The sequence below is a fragment of the Microcoleus sp. T2B6 genome (genome assembly GCF_036700475.1).
GTDB lineage: Bacteria > Cyanobacteriota > Cyanobacteriia > Cyanobacteriales > Microcoleaceae > Microcoleus.
This window is the reverse complement of sequence record NZ_JAUBOZ010000038.1, coordinates 35,767-53,021: the sequence shown is the minus strand read 5'-3', so window position 1 is coordinate 53,021 and position 17,255 is coordinate 35,767. Positions and strand designations below refer to the sequence as shown.

Below are 17,255 nucleotides of genomic sequence, written 5' to 3'. Positions count from 1 at the left end.
GATAATATCCAATTTTTTTGACATCACCAAATTCCTTTGAGATATCCGATTAGAGGAATTTGTTGTACATTTTTATTAAGTCACTTGCCTTGATTTGTTCAATCAAAGTTACATTTAAGCTTTCGCTAAGTGGGCAGACTATACTCATGAAATTCCTCCTAAAAAGCTTATTAATTACGGTTGGGAGACTGACTTCGGCCTTGTGTATAAAGCAGAAGTATAAACGCTGTTGATATGTATAGCAACCGCCAAGGTGATTAGGACAGGTATCCGTAAGTTGTCAAAAAAAAATCCTAATCATCATGGCGACTGCTATATATTTATGTTAGCATCTCTATTCCTAACCAGAGCTAACTCTTGCAGTTATGCCTCCTGGGCTGATTGTATCACAACCAGTAGTAATTACGGTGGATGAAGGGCAAGCAATTCAAAATTTAAGATTAGACAACCGTAAGGCAGCCGGAGATCAGGACTAGGATAGAAGTTGGACGCTCACAGAAGAGACGATGTAGGGACTGAGACGGCTAAGTTTTTTGGCTTGATGGGCTACTGGTAGGCAACCATAGCCCAAGTCAAAGATCCCCGGAAGCCAAATAACAATACCCTATAGACGATTGTGGAAAGCGTAGTATAATTAAAACAATTAAATAGAGTTCAAGAAATGTCCAATTACCAAATCCAAACACCTGTCGCTTTTATCATCTTCAAACGTCCAGATACAACGGCTAAAGTATTTGAGGCAATTCGTCAGGCCAAACCACCCAAATTGCTAGTAATTGCTGACGGCCCGCGTCCAGATAGGCCTGGAGAAGATCGAGAATGTGCTGCCGCTAGAGCTATTATTGACCAAGTAGATTGGGACTGCGAAGTTTTGAAAAATTACGCCGACGTAAATCTCGGTTGTCGGCTGCGAGTTTCTAGCGGTATGAATTGGGTGTTTGATACGGTTGAAGAGGCAATTATTCTGGAGGATGACTGTCTCCCTCATCCTACATTTTTCCGCTTCGCTGAAGAATTGCTCGATCGTTACCGAGACGATCAGCGGATTCTGTCAATATCTGGTCAAAATGTTCAGTTTGGCAGGAAAAGAACTGATTATAGTTACTACTTTTCTCGCTACAATCACTGCTGGACTTGGGCGAGTTGGAGGCGAGCTTGGCAGCACTATGATTTAGATATGAAGCTGTGGCCAGAAATTCGTGATGGTAATTTTTTGATAGATGTACTGGGAGACTCCAATGCTGTAAAAGTTTGGACAAATATTTTTCAGCTTTGTTATGAAAGAAAATTACATAGTTGGGCTTATCAGTGGACATTTGCTAGTTTCATTCAAAATGGTATTAATATTCTTGCCAATGTTAATTTAGCTTCTAATATCGGACATGGTGTAGAGGGAACTAATACGGAGGATGTCAACAGTCCTTACAGTAATATGCCTGTAGAAGCTATAACATTTCCGATGAAACACCCGCCTTTTGCAATTAGGGATACGCAAGCAGATAATTTTACACAAAAAACTTTATTTGATTACGATCCGCCATTGCTAAGGAAGGTGCAAAAAAAAGTCAATAAACTTTTGAAAAAATCAGGCCAAGTCAGCTAGAAATTTAGAGGAGAGGCAGGGGAAATGAAGGTTGTACTTCTCAATAGTTCTGATAGTGAAGGGGGGGCTGCCCGCGCCGCTTATCGACTGCATCAAGGTTTCCAGGGGATTGGTGTGTCTTCGCAAATGCTGGTAAAAAATAAGAGTAGTGGCGATCCAAGTGTAATTTCGTCACAGAATAGTATTACAAATAAGTTGGACAAGATTATTTCAACTTTATATAACTCGCCATTGCGACTTTACCCTGAGAGAAGGCCTGTTATTTTTTCTACAGAATGGTTTCCAGATTCTCTAGATGTCCAAATTTCCCAAATCAAGCCTGATATTATTAATTTACACTGGGTTTGTGGGGGTTATTTACAAGTAGAGAGTATGCCGAGGTTTAATCAACCCTTAGTCTGGACGCTGCACGATATGTGGCCTTTTACAGGTGGATGTCACTACAGTGAAGATTGCGATCGCTACACTCAATCTTGTGGTAGCTGTCCGCAACTTCACAGTAAGAAAGAGTCGGATCTGTCACGCTGGGTGTGGCAGCGGAAAGCTAAAGCTTGGAAAAATCTTAACCTAACTCTGGTTAGCCCTAGTATTTGGTTAGCTAAATGCGCTAATTCTAGTTCTTTATTCAAAGATTTTAGAGTTGAAGTAATTCCTTATGGCATCAATACTCAAAAGTATAAACCCATAAATCGTCAATGGGCGCGAGAAATTCTGAATTTACCTCAAGATAAACAAATTGTACTGTTTGGAAGTGCAGGTGGAACGGGCGATCGCTGGAAAGGATTTAACTTGCTCGTACCGGCTTTACAAAGCCTCAGTAAATCAGGCTGGAAAGATCGGATAGAGTTGGTGGTTTTTGGATCTTCTGAACCCGAAAATCCCGTTGAACTTGGTTTTAAAACTCACTATTTGGGGAGACTCGCAGATGATATTTCCCTAGCCACTGTTTATGCAGCAGCAGATATTTTTGTCGCCCCTTCCGTGATAGATAACTTGCCAAATACAGTCATGGAAGCCCTTGGTTGTGGCATCCCCTGCGCCGCATTTAATATTGGGGGACTGCCCGATATGATCGAACACTGCTCAAATGGCTATTTAGCTCAACCCTATGAAACAGAAGACTTAGCGCGAGGAATTGCTTGGGTTTTAGAAGATCCCGATAGGCATCAAAAACTCTGTACTCGCGCCCGCCAGAAAGTGGAAAAAGAATTTACCTTAGACATACAAGCAAATCGCTATTTGTCTATTTTTAACGATGTTGTGTCAACTCCAAAGTAAAAATCTGATTTTACGTAGTAAATTTTACCTGGCTATCGCTAAAAGCTGCACAATTGGGAACAATGAACCGTACTAAAATCGCCACCCTTTTAACTTGCTTCAATCGCAAACAAAAAACATTGGCTTGCCTAGAGGCCCTTTTTAAACAGGTACTTCCAGCCGATGTTGATATTTTAGCCTATTTAGTCGATGACGCCAGCACGGACGGCACCAGCGAGGCAGTTCGTCAAATCTATCCTCAAGTCAAGATTTTTTCCGGCGATGGGAACTTATTTTGGAACGGGGGAATGCGTGGGGCTTTCAGCGAAGCAATGAAAGATGATCCAGACTACTACCTCTGGTTAAATGATGACACTATTATTTACCCACAAACAGTAACTGTCTTGCTAGAAACCTGTCACAAATTATCAGAAAAAGGAGAAACAAAAGCCATCGTTGGCGGTTCTACCTGCGACCCAGAAACTGGTCAAACAACATACGGCGGTATGGTGCGAAATAACCCTTTGCACCCCTTCCGATATGGTGTCTTAGAACCAACAAAAGAGCCTCTGATTTGCGATACTATGCACGGCAACTGCGTATTAGTTCCCCGCAGTGTTGTGCAAATTGTCGGCAACCTCGATCCGGCTTTTGTCCATTATATTGGGGATTGGGATTATGGTTTACGAGCGAGACAGAAAGGATGTACAGTGTGGATTGCTCCCGGTCATTTAGGAACTTGTTCCCTCAACCCCCAGGTGACCAAAACGGCTGCTGAGAATTTAAGCGAAGGATTGGAGAAAATGAGCAAACCGAAAGGTTTATCCTTCAAAGATACTACCCTGCAACCGGCTCAAGAGTGGAAAGTATTTACTCAGCGGCATGGTGGCTTGTTGTGGCCAATTTATTGGCTGCTACCTTATCGAAGGTTAGTTTGGCTTTCAGTGTTGAGTAAGCTGGGATTGACTAAAAACAAAACTCAAGGTGAATAGGATGGTTGATAGAAATGAACTCCGCATTGCTTGGCTCGTTCCTTCGGCAGAATTTGGGGCCTATTGGCCGCCGGTTTTGCATGAGCTCAAAAAACTGATTCCGAACACGATTTTTTATACAGGTCGCCTCTGGCCTCGCTACGATCCGGAAGCTCCTGGTACAGAAGTAGTCGAAGTTGTGGGAGATACTGAATTCATCACCACCCAAAAGATAGAAACTGGGTACAGTCGTGGTTATATTAAGGCTACTCCGGGGATTATTTTTCCTCTTTTGCAATTCAAGCCCCAGGTCATTTTTGCTAGTGGATTTTCGATCTGGACATTGGTAGCTATAATCTTTAAGCCTATAGGGAAATGGCAATTGGTTTTAGTTTATGAAAGTAGTTCCCCGAATGTAGACTTTCGAGATTCTAAGGTGCGATCGACGATTCGACGCTGGATGGGTAAATTTGCTGATACCTTTGTTTCTAATAGTCGCCGAGGTAAAGAATATTTGGTAGAAGTGATTGGGGCTGCCGAAAGTAATATCTTTGCTCAACCTTACATGGTTCCTGATGCTAAAGCTTTGGTACAAAAGTTAGAAAATAATAAGTCTATCTCCTTGTCATTCCCCCACCCAATTTTTCTGTGCGTGGGTCAAGTAATTTCCCGCAAAGGGATTAAGAATCTGTTAGAAGCTTGCAGAATTTTGCAAAGCAAGGGATACTCGAATTACACAGTCATTATCGTTGGAGACGGGGAACAGCGATCGGAACTAGAAGCACTTACAAAAGAATGGGGTTTAGAAAAACAAATTGTTTGGACAGGGTGGATAGAATACGGATACTTGGGCTCTTATTTTCTAGAAGCTGATGTGTTTGTTTTTCCTACGTTAGAAGATACTTGGGGAATGGTGGTGCTAGAAGCGATGGCATTTGGTAAGCCGGTTTTGTGTTCAAAATGGGCTGGGGCTTGCGAAATGATCGTTGAAGGTGAAAATGGTTATATTTTTGATCCCTATCAGTCGGAAGGTATTGCAAACGCGATGCGGGACTTGATTGATTGCCCAGAAAAGTTAGCGATCATGGGCAAAAAATCCCAGCAACTGATCGCTGAACATACACCCGAAAATGCTGCGAAATTAATAGCAGATGTGACTTCGCTAGTATTGGAGAAAAGTTGATGAAAATTCTTTTATCTGCCTTTGCCTGCGAACCCGGACAAGGATCTGAGGAAGGAGTGGGCTGGAATGCGGTGGTAGAAGCCGCCAAGCATCAAGAAGTTTGGGTACTAACTCGCACCTTTTACCGTACCGCTATTGAAGCCTTCCTGGCCACGTACCCGAACCCTAACCTGCACTTTGTCTACATTGAGCCTTTCGGCTGGAGCGAAAACTTTAAAGGTAGACAGGGAGGGCTGCAATTGCACTATTACCTGTGGCAAATTTTGGCTTATTTAGAGGCGCGCCAGCTCCACCGCCAAATTAATTTCGATATCGCCCGCCACGTCACCTACGTTAAATTTTGGTCGCCCAGCTTCATCTCGCTGCTGCCTATTCCTTTTATTTGGGGGCCTGTGGGCGGTGGCGAAGCAGCCCCGAAACCTTTTTGGGCTGATTTTAGCTTTAAGGCAAAACTTTACGAAACGGCGCGAGATTGGGGACAGCGGCTCGGCGAAAGCGATCCCTTTGCCAGGATGACGGCTAGGCGAAGTGTCTTAGCTTTTGCGACAACGGAGGACACGGCGAAGCGGGTGCGGGCGATGGGTGCTAAAAAGGTGCAGGTGCTTTCCGAGGCGTGTCTGTCGAAGGAAGAGATGGCGAGGCTGGGAGAGTGCCAGATGCCAGGGCTTTCCCCGATCAGGTTCATCAGTATGGGGCGGCTGCTGCACTGGAAGGGCTATCACCTTGCGTTGCGGGCATTTGCCCAAGCTAACTTGCCGAATGCCGAATATTGGCTGCTGGGGGATGGCCCGGAACGCGCTCGCCTTCAGTCTCTAGCGGAAGAATTGGGCATTGCCTCTCAAGTTAAGTTGTGGGGGAGGCTGCCACGCGAGGAAACTTTGAGTAAGCTAGGGGAGTCTCATGTACTTATTCACCCTAGCTTGCACGATTCAGGTGGCTGGACTTGCTTGGAGGGGATGGCGGCGGGGCGCCCCATCATCTGCTTGGACCTGGGAGGGCCTGCTACTCAAGTGACGGCGCAAACGGGGATAAAAGTACCTGGTTACAATCCAGAACAGGCAGTGCAGGGTCTAGCTGAGGCGATCGCTAATTTAGCCGGCGATGCAGAGTTGCGATCGCGCTTGGGTGAAGCAGGTCGCAATCACGTCCGGGAAGTATATGATTGGGATGTTAAAGGCGAATTCTTTGCTCAATTGTGCGAAGATATAGTCTATAGAAAATCAGGATAACTTCTGATGGGTTCGATCGGGCAAAACAAAGAAAACTATATTTTTTCAGGCGGTGAAACGTGGGCGTTGCAATCATTACTGGCTCGGCGGGTTTAATTGGCTCTGAGGCGTGTCAGTTCTTTGCCAAACAAGGCTTAGATATAGTTGGGATCGACAATAATATGCGCCAGTTCTTTTTTGGTGCTGATGGTTCTACAAACTGGAACCGGCAACTGCTCGAAAAGTCTTTGGGTACCAAGTATTATCACTTAGATGTGGACATTCGCGACTATGAAGCGATTACCAATATCTTTCAGCGGTACGGCGAGTCGATCGAATTAGTAATTCACACAGCAGCTCAGCCCAGCCATGATTGGGCTTCCCGTGCTCCGAAAATAGACTTTACCGTCAATGCCAACGGCACTCTCAATCTTCTAGAAGTAACTCGCTTGTACTGTCCTAAAGCGGTTTTCATTTTCACTTCTACCAATAAAGTATACGGCGATACGCCTAACAGTTTGCCTTTAATTGAATTAGAACACAGGTGGGAAATTGAACCCGGCCATACTTACGAAAGTGGCATTCGGGAAGATATGTCAATCGATCAGTGCCTGCACAGTTTGTTTGGTGCTTCTAAGGTAGCTGCTGACATTTTAGTCCAAGAATACGGTCGATATTTTGATATGAACACCGCTTGTTTTCGTGGCGGCTGTTTGACGGGGCCAAATCACTCAGGAGCTCAATTGCACGGCTTTCTAGCCTACTTGATGAAGTGTGCTGTCACGGGAACTCCTTACACCGTGTTTGGCTACAAAGGCAAGCAAGTTCGCGATAACATTCATAGCGCGGATTTAATTTCGGCATTTTATGAATTTTATAAAGCTCCCAAAAGCGCCCAAGTTTATAACACAGGAGGAGGCAGGTACAGCAATTGTTCGATGTTAGAAGCTATCCAGATGTGCGAGGCAATTGCAGAACGCAAGTTTAATTGGACTTATGCTGAAGGGAATCGCATGGGCGATCACATTTGGTGGATTAGCGACAATTCCAAATTTTCCAGTCACTATCCCAACTGGAAAATGAAATATAACGTTAAACAAATCTTACAGGAGATTTATGAATGTAACCGCGAGCGTTGGCTGAAAGAGGATGCCAATGAGTGAGCGGGGCAAAAAGAATGTGCTGAGAATTGCGGTAAACGATTGAAGAATACAAGATCAAACAAATCTTAGGGGAGATTTATGAGTGTAACCGCGAGCGTTGGTTTAAAGAGGTGTTCCATGATTGATAAAGGGAAAAAGAATGTACTCGGCATATTAGTAAATGCCGTTAATTATGAAGCGGCTGTTAGCAAAATTATTGCGGCAGCCAGCGCCGGAAAACCAATGTCAGTTTCTGCTCTCGCGGTTCATGGGGTAATGACTGGGGTTCTCGACAGCACTCATCGTTATCGGATTAATCACATGGACTTAGTATTGCCAGACGGACAGCCTGTCAGGTGGGCGTTAAACTGGCTATACCATACGGAATTGCCCGATCGAGTTTGCGGGCCGAATGCGATGTTACAAATTTGCGAACGTGCGGCAGAAGAAGGATTACCTATCTATTTGTACGGATCTCAAGCTTCTGTACTGGAAGCTTTATCTCGCAATCTCTGCCAGCGTTTTCCCAAGTTAATTATTGCTGGAACTCAGCCTTCTAAATTTAGGCACGTGTCGCCCCAAGAGAAACAAGAAATTGCACAGCAAATTCGCAACAGCGGTGCAGCAATTACTTTTGTCGGTTTGGGGTGTCCCCGGCAAGAAGTCTGGGCTTACGAATACCGGGACGACTTATCAATGCCATTGATTGCTGTAGGTGCTGCTTACGATTTTCATGCGGGTAATTTGGCTAAATCTCCTGACTTTTTATCTAAAATAGGTTTGGAATGGCTGTTTCGGATGATGAAGGAACCTCGGCGCCTTTGGCAGCGGTATGTTTTTTTGAATCCGCTTTATATCTGGCTGTTTTTGCTACAAGCTTTGAAAATCAAACAGTTCGACCCCACAGACGCCACGCCGCCTGTAGAAGAAGTATTATATGGTTGAAATTTAAAAGTTTTTGGTGAATTATGGGTGATCACAAGAAAAAATTTAAAAAGCAAACACATCGTAACTAATCGTTTTGAGGTGCAACTGCGATAGCATTTTCAATAAAATTTATATCAAATCCGGTGGCATCCGAATTATAGTGGGAGCTTAAGAACTCGCGATTTGGGTAGCGATCTCTTAAGCTCCCACTGACACGATCCAAATATATTATTCCGATGCCACCGGAAAGGATATTACGCCAGAAAACACTTTTTACCTTATCTATGTGGTAAGCTGCCGACTGCACACCTTACATACAAAGTTTGTGCGTCAGTCTCGATCGAGTCAGGTGGATTTCTGGGTCAATAGCCGCATTTTGTTTGAGCGAACTCCTGGCATTGGGGATTATTGCAGGGAGCGCAAAAGTATTGTGACTGTTTGACATACTCCCCAGCCTGAAGGCGTGGGGATTCTTTACGCTTCATTGACGGACGCTACGCCCGGTAGTCTTACTCTGTCTCGACGTACATTTAGAGTCGTGCCGATGCCCCAGGCCGACTTTTTCTATATTTACCGAAGCGTTTTCATCTCGGTAGTGTTCTGTACCGCAATTTAAGCAAAGTATAGAACGCACAGACCAATCAATTTTTCCCCATTTATATCCGCAATCAGAGCAAGTTTGGCTTGTAGGTTCCCATCGACTAATAATTACGAACTCACGCCCAAACTTTTCAGATTTAGCCTCGCACAATACCCGAAATTCTCTCCATCCCTGTAGACTAATTGCCCTAGCAATTTTGCGGTTTTTGACCATGCCAGACACGTTTAAATCTTCCAAGACAATGGTTTGGTTTTCACTGACAACCTTGGTAGATAGTTTGTGCAAAAAATCCTTGCGAGTATCAGCAATCTGATTGTGGAGCTTGGCAATCTGAATGCGGGTTTTGTTCCGGCGCTTTGAGTCTTTGGGCTGGCGGGCTAACTTGCGTTGCAGCTTGCGGATTTTTCGGTCTAACTTTTTGTAACTGGGACTTTGGGCTGATGTTCCATCACTCATTACCGCAAAAGTTTTAATTCCCAAATCGATGCCGATACTTTGGTTCTTGGCATCAACTCGATTGGGTTGAATTTCTACGACAAAGCTGAGTAAATAGCGGTTCGCACAGTCTTTGATTACCGTGACCGAACTGGGCTCGGAGGGTAGCTCCCTCGACCAGATTGGTTTAACAATACCGATCTTGGCTAGATAAACTCCATCTCCTTTGATTGAGAAACCTCCGCGAGTCAACCTTGCAGACTGGCTGTTTGTGCGCTTTTTGAACTTAGGATAGCCGACTTTGCGTCCTTTTCTTTTGCTCTTGCAAGACTCAAAAAAGTTTTTGAATGCTGCTTCTAAGTCGGCCACTGACTGTTGCAATGGAATTGCAGAGACTTCGCCTAACCAAGCTCTTTCCTCAGTCTTTTTTGCCTGAGTGATAACAATCTTTTGGAGTTCAGCCGATTTAGGCTTCTTTTGAGATTGTTTGCAGATTGCAAGAGCATCGTTATACACAACACGAACGCAACCGAACAACTGAGCTAAGCTCTGCTGCTGTTGGCTTGTTGGATAGAAACGGTACTGATATCTTGCTTTCATGCTTACTCCGATAACATAATAGGGTGGCAATTGGGTAGCTAAATGACCAGAGAAAGATTAAGTATTCGCATTGCCGTGAGTCGGCTAGAGAAGCTGCGGAGAATTGCCAAACAGAAAGAAAAAACAATGACCCAACTTATAGAGGGCTGGATTGATAAACTTAAAGAGGAAAAGCCGTCAAACGAAGGACGGGGCTTTAGACCCAGTTTTTCGGTAACCAAACTGGATACAAAACCAAAAGTTTATTGCCCTTACCTCGCTCTTGCTATGGCTTTTGGGCTACAATCCGGATCGAATCGTACTTGTTTTCATCAGCCGCAAAAATTGTTTTCAGCAGTAGATTCCAAGCTTGGGCCTTACTGTTTTCTTTAGGCTTTACCATCCGAGGGGATTCCATTGAATCCAACACACTCAAAATTTTTCTTTCATCATCGATCCAACTGTTGGCAAATTGGCGATAGTAGCCATTAAACTGGGTAGAAATTATCTCAAATCCCACTTTTTCACAGATAGCGCGGAAGCTCTGCGGTGTGAAGAAATACAAATGCCTTGGTACATCTAGATGCATCCATGCAATCCCTGATGACTTCAGCCCAATACAAGAGTTATTTGGTACTTCCATCACCAATTTGCCGCCATCCACGAGCAACTGCATGGCATTGCGGAGTGCAAGTAAAGGATCTCTGGTATGTTCGAGTACGTGGTTCATCACAATCATGTCGTACTGTCTAGACGTGACTTCCGGGGGCAAAGATTCAGCAGTACCATAAAATACATCAAGACCTCGCTGCTCGGCCAAAACCAAAGCTTGTCGATCGGGTTCTACGCCCCAGACTTTGTGACCATGTGCTTGCAGTTCTTGCAGCAGGTACCCGTTGGCGCAACCGATTTCTAAGATCGAGCAGGAAGCAGTCCCGAACTGTTGCTTCCACCATTGACTTGTGACATCTACTCCGCGATCGAAACGCCAAGCTAGATGCGTGCGTAATTTATCCCAGAAGGAAATAGAAGAGGAAGACTCGGAACCTGTAGAGTCTATATGATGAGTATAGTAGTCGTCAATCTCGTAGAAACTGGCGATTTTGTTGAGTTCGGGTAAAGGATGAATGCATCCAAGTTGTGACTTTTCGCACCAGTACAATTGAAAGGATTCTTTGTTTGCAGGTCTGCGCCAATCACCGGGTATCAATAGCCACGGTTTCATATTCTGTCCCGATATCGGACAGACGACGGTAGGACTTAAGCAATTTTGACTTGGCATTTTAGTTTTCATTATTTAGGTACTTGATGTACTAATAACCACTGATGTTGGATTTCAAATCCGGAAATAAATTATGTGCCAGTGACCATTGCGGAATCTGAAATACAGCGGATGACGGCCCCAAAATTATTAGGTTTCGGAAACAGGATTGCTGCGGGGTGGTTTTCAGCTTACATCGCATTTAAGCTAACGCATTTAGCTTGCTTTGTCACGTGTAATAAAAAACTACACATTCCGCGATCGGGCGGTGAGTAAGTTTTCCTATATTTAGGAATTCAGCAATAATTAAAGTATAAATTAAGTTATAAAACTGGGTAGCGATGTCGGCTGCGATCGAGATAAATAAAAGCTTTATTGCCTTCATACCTAAGTAATATTATTTATTTTATTGCAAAAGCGAAGTATAAAATTTGCGATTTCATATATCGGTGGACGCAAATGTTGCGCCCGCTACGATGCCTTGACATAAAAATTTAGCTCCCAGTTGAGTTGGGAAGCCAAACTTTTCTTTAATCTTCATCACAATAGCTGATTGACAAGCAGGGATTTTTATGTATAGGTCGCCAAGGTCTCCTATCGATCGGCGTAAGCCCCGATCCGTTCTTTGATAAACCGGATATAAAAATGCCTGAAAGTAGACTTAATCACCCGCGGCATACCAAAGTCTATTGGCATCATATTTTCCGGCAACTTCCAATCCAAAACCTTGAGATTTTCCGGCTGCAAAAGCGGAAAATCAAGATCCTCCAAATTCGAGCAAAGCCCCAATCTCATCGCCGCAGCTACAGTGGGAACCGCAGCCGGATCAGCATTAATAATTTCAACTAAAGTTCTGTCCAAAGCAAACACATCATCAGAGGCCGCCAAAATTCCCAAAAACTTAGGTTCCCCGCCGCTTGGCCCGTTACCTTCGTGGCCGATAATGCCATCCAAAATCGTCAAATTAGGGTTAATTGCCCTGGCAGTTTCAACCAGCATTTCACCGAATCTGGCGCTATCTTTGCCAGCTTCCATGTGCCACCAAGCCTTCATTTTACCAGGGACGCAGCCGAACAAATTTTTCACGCCCATTGTCACGGTTAATTGAACGTGAGATTTGAGTTTGGGCAAATTAATCACTACATCCGCTTCCATTGCTTCTTTGCAAATTCGCAGATGATTGAAATCTTCGCTGACAGTTTCATAGCGTTTTCCTTGAAACTCAACTACTGGCAAATTCAGTTCTTCCAACAGTGGCAAATAACCGTTGGCTTTGGCTACACCCATCGCGCTGCCAAAAGCTGGACTATCACCTAAAAAGGGTTTTCCTCCCGCTTCAATGACCATTTTCGCCACGCAGTAAACCAATTCGGGGCGGGTGACACATTCTTTTGTAGGGCGAGAACCGGTGAGGAGATTGGGTTTGAGTAAAACCCGATCGCCCGATTTGACAAAAGCCGAGATTCCGCCCAAGGGTGCCAGCAAACTTTCTAAAGATTTTTGCAAGATTTGGCGATCGTATGAATTGGCACGAATTAAACTAACAGCAGACATAATTATGAATTAATTTGTAATTGGTTATCGATCGGGAATAATCTCAGTGTAACACAGGCACATAAAACCATAAGCAGGGTGATCTGCGCCTGCGTTACCAAGAATAATCTCAATACAAATGAACCCTAACTATTCGTTGGCAATCTACCAACTGCCGCCCGCTGCATCGTACTAACTCGCAGCGAGTTAGAGAATATTCCTTGACCTTGCAGTTCAGGGATAGCAGGTTTTACTTCTACTTTTACCACCCTGGCTGTGCAGATAAAAACCGTTTGATCGGCTAAATGGAAAGTCAACCAAGGTTGATTTAACAAATGCAGCACTTCCTCTTGGAATTCTTGTGCAGGGATCGGAATAGTGAAAGTTTCAGCCTGACCTTCCACATAATGAAATGTCACTTGAGTTGTGTTCTCTTTATCTTGAGTTAATTTGGCAAAAGAACCTGCGCGCATAATTTTTGCTCCCCAACTTTAGACTATAAAAAAAATTCAGAATTAAATGTAAAAAAAATGAATTCTGAATTGTTTAACTTTCACCTGTGACAGCGATCGGGCAGAACTCAGAAGGCAGAAGGCAGAATTAAATCGAGTTCAGCCTTCTAGTTTCTAGCTGATTCCTGCGAGATCCTATACGTTAGCAGAAGATGTTGGCATCGCACTCATTTTCTCTAAATCTAGAACTTTTGCCAAGTCTTCTGCACTCATTAAACCCCGTTCTAGCACAATTTGTCGCAAAGATTTGCCGGTTTCTAGAGATTCTTTGGCGACAGCGGCGGCGTTGAGATAGCCGATGTGAGTGTTGAGGGCGGTAACGAGGGCGAGACTACCTTCAGCATAAGCGAGACACCGATCGCCCTTAGCTTCAATTTTGGCGAGGCATTGTGTAGTCAACGCGCTGATGGTATTGCCCAAAATTTCGATGCTGTGAATGAGATTGTAGGCAATCAGGGGCATCATCACGTTCAATTCTAATTGTCCTGCTTGGGCTGCCAGGGCGATCGCGCTATCGTAACCCATAACTTGAAAACAAACCATCGATGTCATTTCTGCCATCACAGGATTGTATTTTCCCGGCATAATTGACGAACCCGGTTGCACAGGAGGCAGTTGAATTTCTTTCAAACCCGTTTTTGGCCCGGAGTCCATCAAACGCAAGTCGTGGGACATTTTAACGCAATCCTGAGCGAGATTTCGCAGTGCACCGGAGACATTTACAAACGGTGCCATACTCTGCATAGCTGCCATTAAATGCCTTGCTGGTTTCAGGGGGTGGTCAATTAATTCGGAGAGAATTTCCGCAACTTTTTGACAGTATTCAGGGTGAGTATTTAAGCCTGTTCCTGCGGCACTTCCCCCCAATCCCAGGGAGGTCAAATCATCGGATGCCCTGTCAATTCTCAAGGTATGTTCTCTGAGAATTTGCGCCCAAGCGCCGAAGGTATCGCCGAGTCGAACTGGTACGGCATCTTGCATATGAGTGCGGCCGGATTTAACGATATCTTTGAATTCTTCTGCTTTGTTTTCTAGGGCGACTACGGCCTCCGACAAAGCCGGAAACAGAGTTTTTTCTAAGGCCAACAATCCGCCGATCCGAATCGCCGTCGGAATCACATCATTTGTCGATTGACCGTAGTTTACATGATCGTTGGGACTCACGCGCTTGTAATTGCCTTTTTCCTCGCCCATAATTTCCAAAGCGCGATTTGAAAGAACTTCATTAACATTCATGTGGTGAGAAGTTCCGGCGCCGGCTTGGTAGACATCAACTACAAATTGATCGCGCAATTTGCCAGCTAGGATTTCATCTGCTGCTTGGACAATTGCTTGACTGATGTCTTGGGGAATGCAGCCGAGTTCGCCATTGGCGATCGCCGTTGCTTTCTTAATTAAAACACAAGCATCAACGTATGTTGATAAAGGCTTAATGCCACTAATCGGGAAATTTTCAATAGCCCTTAGAGTTTGGATGCCGTAGTAGACATTAGATGGGATTTGTTTGTCTCCCATTGAGTCGCTTTCTGTGCGGTAGCTGATGGTTGGGTGTTCGCTCATATCGCCTTGTTTGTGATGATTGGGAATTGAGATTTTTTTTAAACGCTGCTGACTGTCACTGCTGTTTTACCGCGCGCCGGCGGACTCAGTAAAATACAAGTCACGATTGTAAATAATTATCTCACACTCTGAGTTAAATCTCAAAACTAAAATTTTAAATTAAGGTTTTTCCCTAAATTTGTGAAGAAGAGTAGTTGTGTAATCCCAAGTTTTTGAGTTTGCCCATTTTGGACTTTATTAGATAAGATTTGCCTGTTTAACAATAAATATTAAACCAGGGTTCTGATTTTTGTAACAAAAATTCAAATTACAAATCGGGGAAAGTTGTTATATTTGGTAGCACAAACAATTTTGCAGCAGGCGAATTGCCAAAAATTATGCCGCGTTACCAAACCATAGATGATGTTCCTACCCTCCAAGAGGCACTCGAAGGAATAATTGTTGAAGATTTAAAAAAGCTGAATGCACTGTTGTCGGGCGATCGTAAATTAACCCGCAAAGCTGACCTGGTTGCTGGGATTAAACAGCAAATGCAGGGAGAAAAACTTAAGCAAGTTTGGGCGCAATTAGACGACCTGCAAAAAGCGGCCGTAGCGGAAGTTATACATGGGTCAGGTGGTGGCTATGATGCCGATGTATTTATGGCGAAATACGGACAACAACCAGACTGGGGAACAAGCGATCGCTATGGATACAACCGAGAACCCTCCCTACTATCCTTGTTCTTCTACGGCACTGCGATACCCTACGATCTGGAAGAAAAATTGCTGAAGTTTGTGCCAAAACCTCAAGGAATTTCCTTAAATCTGGTTGGGGATGTACTGCCAGATAATTTTATGGTTCGTGTAGAAAAACCTAACTTTCGTACATCTCAAAGAGAGGTATCCGAGTACGAACTTCCTTTGACAACTTGTGAAATGGAACGGACAGCCCCAAAGGATTTGGAAGCTGTTTTGCGTCTGATTCAGTCGGGCAAAGTTGCCGTTAGCGAGAAAACCGCATTACCTGGTGCCGCAACTCTGAAAGCGATCGCCTCCGTATTGCAAGGGGGTGATTTTTATAACGACGAACAGCGCCAAGCTACCGTGGAAAAGGGCGATATATTCTACGAGGTTGGTAACATCAAATCCTTTGCTTGGGCCGCGATCGCCCAAGCGAGCAAATTCGCCGAACTATCGGGCAAAAAGCTAGTTTTGACCAAAGCTGGACAGAAAGCTTTGCAAGAATCACCTGCCAAAGGATTACAGACAGCATGGAAGCGCTGGTTAAAAACAAACACTTTTGATGAATTTCGCCGCATTGATGCGATTAAAGGACAAACCGGCAAGGGGGCGCGCGGCATGACAGCGGTGGCGGGGCGGAGAGAGGCGATCGCCTCAATTCTAGCAGAATGTCCTGTCGGTAAATGGGTTCTGTTTAGCGAATTTAGCAGATATATGTTGGCAACGGGCAATCGGTTTGAAGTAACGCGCGATCCCGACAATCTCTACATTTCTGAATTTGGGTATGGTAACTTAGGATATTCCGGCAGTCACGATTGGCATATTCTGCAAGAAAGATATATGCGCTGCCTGTTGTTTGAGTATGTTGCTACCCTGGGAATAATTGATGTTGCCTATGCCGATCCGTCCCTCCTACCCAGCGATTTTGACGATCTTTGGGGTACGGACGATTTGAGATTTCTCAGTCGCTATGACGGCTTAATCTCTTTTCGCCTGACAGCTTTGGGGGCTTACTGTTTGGGATTGACTCAGAATTACACTCCGCCAGCAATTGAGTTCCGTCAAACACTCCGCGTACTGCCCAACTTAGATATTGTTGTAGCAGGAGAAGGCATCGCGACATCAGATGCGATCGTCCTCGATCTCTATACTAAAAAAGTTTCAGATGTCGTCTGGCAACTCGATCGACAAAAGCTATTTACCGCCATTGAAGCCGGATACCCGCTAGCAGAATTTAAAGAAGTTTTAGAGACAAGAAGTATCGAACCGCTACCGGAAACCGTACAGCGATTTTTGACGGATGTTACAGAACGATCGAATAGTTTGCAAGATGCAGGAACTTTCAAGTTAATCGAATGTGCTAACCCCCATTTAGCAGTGTTGATTGCCAATGATTCCCGTACCAAAAAATTCTGTCAGCTAGCTGGCGCTAGCACTTTAGCAGTTCCATTATCCCAGGAAACTAAGTTTCGCAACGCCCTGCGGCAAGTCGGCTACGTCTTACCCCAGCGGGATAAATAGTACGATCGTGTCCGGTGGTATCTGAGATGTTGACCATTCTCAATAAGGCTTTTATGGGCGGGCAGGATGCCCAACCCCTACTCCCCACAAGAAGAAATTAATTCTTTGTGGAACAGGCATCTTGCCTGTTCTTGAGAATGGTTCAAGATGTAAGGTGGTATCGATAAGGCTTTTATGGGCGGGCAGGATGCCCAACCCCTACTCCCCACAAGAAGAAATTAATTCTTTGTGGAACAGGCA

Annotated in this window: 14 protein-coding genes; 8 read left to right on the top strand and 6 right to left on the bottom strand. The window is 44.5% G+C overall.

Annotation, left to right across the window (positions count from 1 at the left end):
* The first annotated feature begins 661 nt into the window (after positions 1 to 661).
* The 7 genes from QUA00_RS17960 (at position 662) to QUA00_RS17930 (ending at position 8,309) form a co-directional block, all read left to right on the top strand.
* Positions 662 to 1,603 (top strand): glycosyltransferase family 2 protein, encoded by a 942-nt coding sequence (locus QUA00_RS17960; RefSeq protein WP_333410537.1) that lies wholly within the window; start codon positions 662 to 664, stop codon positions 1,601 to 1,603.
* A 24-nt stretch (positions 1,604 to 1,627) separates the two neighbouring features.
* Positions 1,628 to 2,881 carry a glycosyltransferase family 4 protein gene (locus tag QUA00_RS17955; protein ID WP_333410535.1) on the top strand — a complete coding sequence of 418 codons (1,254 nt, stop codon included), beginning with the start codon at positions 1,628 to 1,630 and terminating at the stop codon, positions 2,879 to 2,881.
* Positions 2,882 to 2,943: 62 nt separating this feature from the next.
* On the top strand, positions 2,944 to 3,852 hold the full coding sequence (locus tag QUA00_RS17950; protein ID WP_333410534.1) for a glycosyltransferase family 2 protein: 909 nt from the start codon (positions 2,944 to 2,946) through the stop codon (positions 3,850 to 3,852).
* 1 nt (position 3,853) lies between these two features.
* Positions 3,854 to 5,014: a glycosyltransferase family 4 protein gene (locus tag QUA00_RS17945; RefSeq protein ID WP_333144486.1), complete on the top strand. Its 1,161-nt coding sequence runs from the start codon at positions 3,854 to 3,856 to the stop codon at positions 5,012 to 5,014.
* On the top strand, positions 5,014 to 6,243 hold the full coding sequence (locus QUA00_RS17940) for a glycosyltransferase (protein WP_333410532.1): 1,230 nt from the start codon (positions 5,014 to 5,016) through the stop codon (positions 6,241 to 6,243). Before QUA00_RS17945 ends, QUA00_RS17940 begins: the two co-directional genes overlap by 1 nt.
* Before the next feature lie 59 nt (positions 6,244 to 6,302).
* Entirely contained in the window at positions 6,303 to 7,385 is a 1,083-nt protein-coding gene (locus QUA00_RS17935) for an NAD-dependent epimerase/dehydratase family protein (protein WP_333410530.1), read from the top strand.
* Positions 7,386 to 7,502: 117 nt separating this feature from the next.
* Positions 7,503 to 8,309, top strand: a complete 807-nt coding sequence (locus tag QUA00_RS17930; protein ID WP_333144483.1) for a WecB/TagA/CpsF family glycosyltransferase — start codon at positions 7,503 to 7,505, stop codon at positions 8,307 to 8,309.
* Positions 8,310 to 8,772: 463 nt separating this feature from the next.
* Here the strand turns inward: QUA00_RS17930 and QUA00_RS17925 are convergent, their stop codons facing one another.
* From QUA00_RS17925 to QUA00_RS17900, 6 genes are all read right to left on the bottom strand, one after another.
* Complete coding sequence (locus QUA00_RS17925; RefSeq protein ID WP_333309607.1) at positions 8,773 to 9,927, bottom strand: transposase; 1,155 nt, start codon at positions 9,925 to 9,927, stop codon at positions 8,773 to 8,775.
* Positions 9,928 to 10,192: 265 nt separating this feature from the next.
* Positions 10,193 to 11,131, bottom strand: a complete 939-nt coding sequence (locus QUA00_RS17920; protein ID WP_333410528.1) for a class I SAM-dependent methyltransferase — start codon at positions 11,129 to 11,131, stop codon at positions 10,193 to 10,195.
* Positions 11,132 to 11,396: 265 nt separating this feature from the next.
* On the bottom strand, positions 11,397 to 11,552 hold the full coding sequence (locus QUA00_RS17915; protein ID WP_333410526.1) for a hypothetical protein: 156 nt from the start codon (positions 11,550 to 11,552) through the stop codon (positions 11,397 to 11,399).
* A gap of 209 nt (positions 11,553 to 11,761) precedes the next feature.
* Positions 11,762 to 12,721 (bottom strand): DUF362 domain-containing protein, encoded by a 960-nt coding sequence (locus QUA00_RS17910; RefSeq protein ID WP_333410524.1) that lies wholly within the window; start codon positions 12,719 to 12,721, stop codon positions 11,762 to 11,764.
* A gap of 125 nt (positions 12,722 to 12,846) precedes the next feature.
* On the bottom strand, positions 12,847 to 13,173 hold the full coding sequence (locus tag QUA00_RS17905; protein WP_333144477.1) for a hypothetical protein: 327 nt from the start codon (positions 13,171 to 13,173) through the stop codon (positions 12,847 to 12,849).
* Positions 13,174 to 13,347: 174 nt separating this feature from the next.
* Complete coding sequence (locus QUA00_RS17900; protein ID WP_333410522.1) at positions 13,348 to 14,772, bottom strand: aspartate ammonia-lyase; 1,425 nt, start codon at positions 14,770 to 14,772, stop codon at positions 13,348 to 13,350.
* A gap of 377 nt (positions 14,773 to 15,149) precedes the next feature.
* Here QUA00_RS17900 and QUA00_RS17895 point away from each other — a divergent pair, with 377 nt between their 5' ends.
* Positions 15,150 to 17,015 (top strand): hypothetical protein, encoded by a 1,866-nt coding sequence (locus QUA00_RS17895; protein WP_333410520.1) that lies wholly within the window; start codon positions 15,150 to 15,152, stop codon positions 17,013 to 17,015.
* The last annotated feature ends 240 nt before the right edge of the window (positions 17,016 to 17,255 follow it).

Coding starts and splice junctions, on each gene's coding strand:
- QUA00_RS17945 (WP_333144486.1), top strand. CDS start 3,854: ATGGTTGATAGAAATGAACTCCGCATTGCTTGGCTCGTTCCTTCGGCA.
- QUA00_RS17955 (WP_333410535.1), top strand. CDS start 1,628: ATGAAGGTTGTACTTCTCAATAGTTCTGATAGTGAAGGGGGGGCTGCC.
- QUA00_RS17925 (WP_333309607.1), bottom strand. CDS start 9,927: ATGAAAGCAAGATATCAGTACCGTTTCTATCCAACAAGCCAACAGCAG.
- QUA00_RS17900 (WP_333410522.1), bottom strand. CDS start 14,772: ATGAGCGAACACCCAACCATCAGCTACCGCACAGAAAGCGACTCAATG.
- QUA00_RS17910 (WP_333410524.1), bottom strand. CDS start 12,721: ATGTCTGCTGTTAGTTTAATTCGTGCCAATTCATACGATCGCCAAATC.
- QUA00_RS17920 (WP_333410528.1), bottom strand. CDS start 11,131: ATGAAACCGTGGCTATTGATACCCGGTGATTGGCGCAGACCTGCAAAC.
- QUA00_RS17950 (WP_333410534.1), top strand. CDS start 2,944: ATGAACCGTACTAAAATCGCCACCCTTTTAACTTGCTTCAATCGCAAA.
- QUA00_RS17905 (WP_333144477.1), bottom strand. CDS start 13,173: ATGCGCGCAGGTTCTTTTGCCAAATTAACTCAAGATAAAGAGAACACA.
- QUA00_RS17940 (WP_333410532.1), top strand. CDS start 5,014: ATGAAAATTCTTTTATCTGCCTTTGCCTGCGAACCCGGACAAGGATCT.
- QUA00_RS17930 (WP_333144483.1), top strand. CDS start 7,503: ATGATTGATAAAGGGAAAAAGAATGTACTCGGCATATTAGTAAATGCC.
- QUA00_RS17960 (WP_333410537.1), top strand. CDS start 662: ATGTCCAATTACCAAATCCAAACACCTGTCGCTTTTATCATCTTCAAA.
- QUA00_RS17895 (WP_333410520.1), top strand. CDS start 15,150: ATGCCGCGTTACCAAACCATAGATGATGTTCCTACCCTCCAAGAGGCA.
- QUA00_RS17915 (WP_333410526.1), bottom strand. CDS start 11,552: ATGAAGGCAATAAAGCTTTTATTTATCTCGATCGCAGCCGACATCGCT.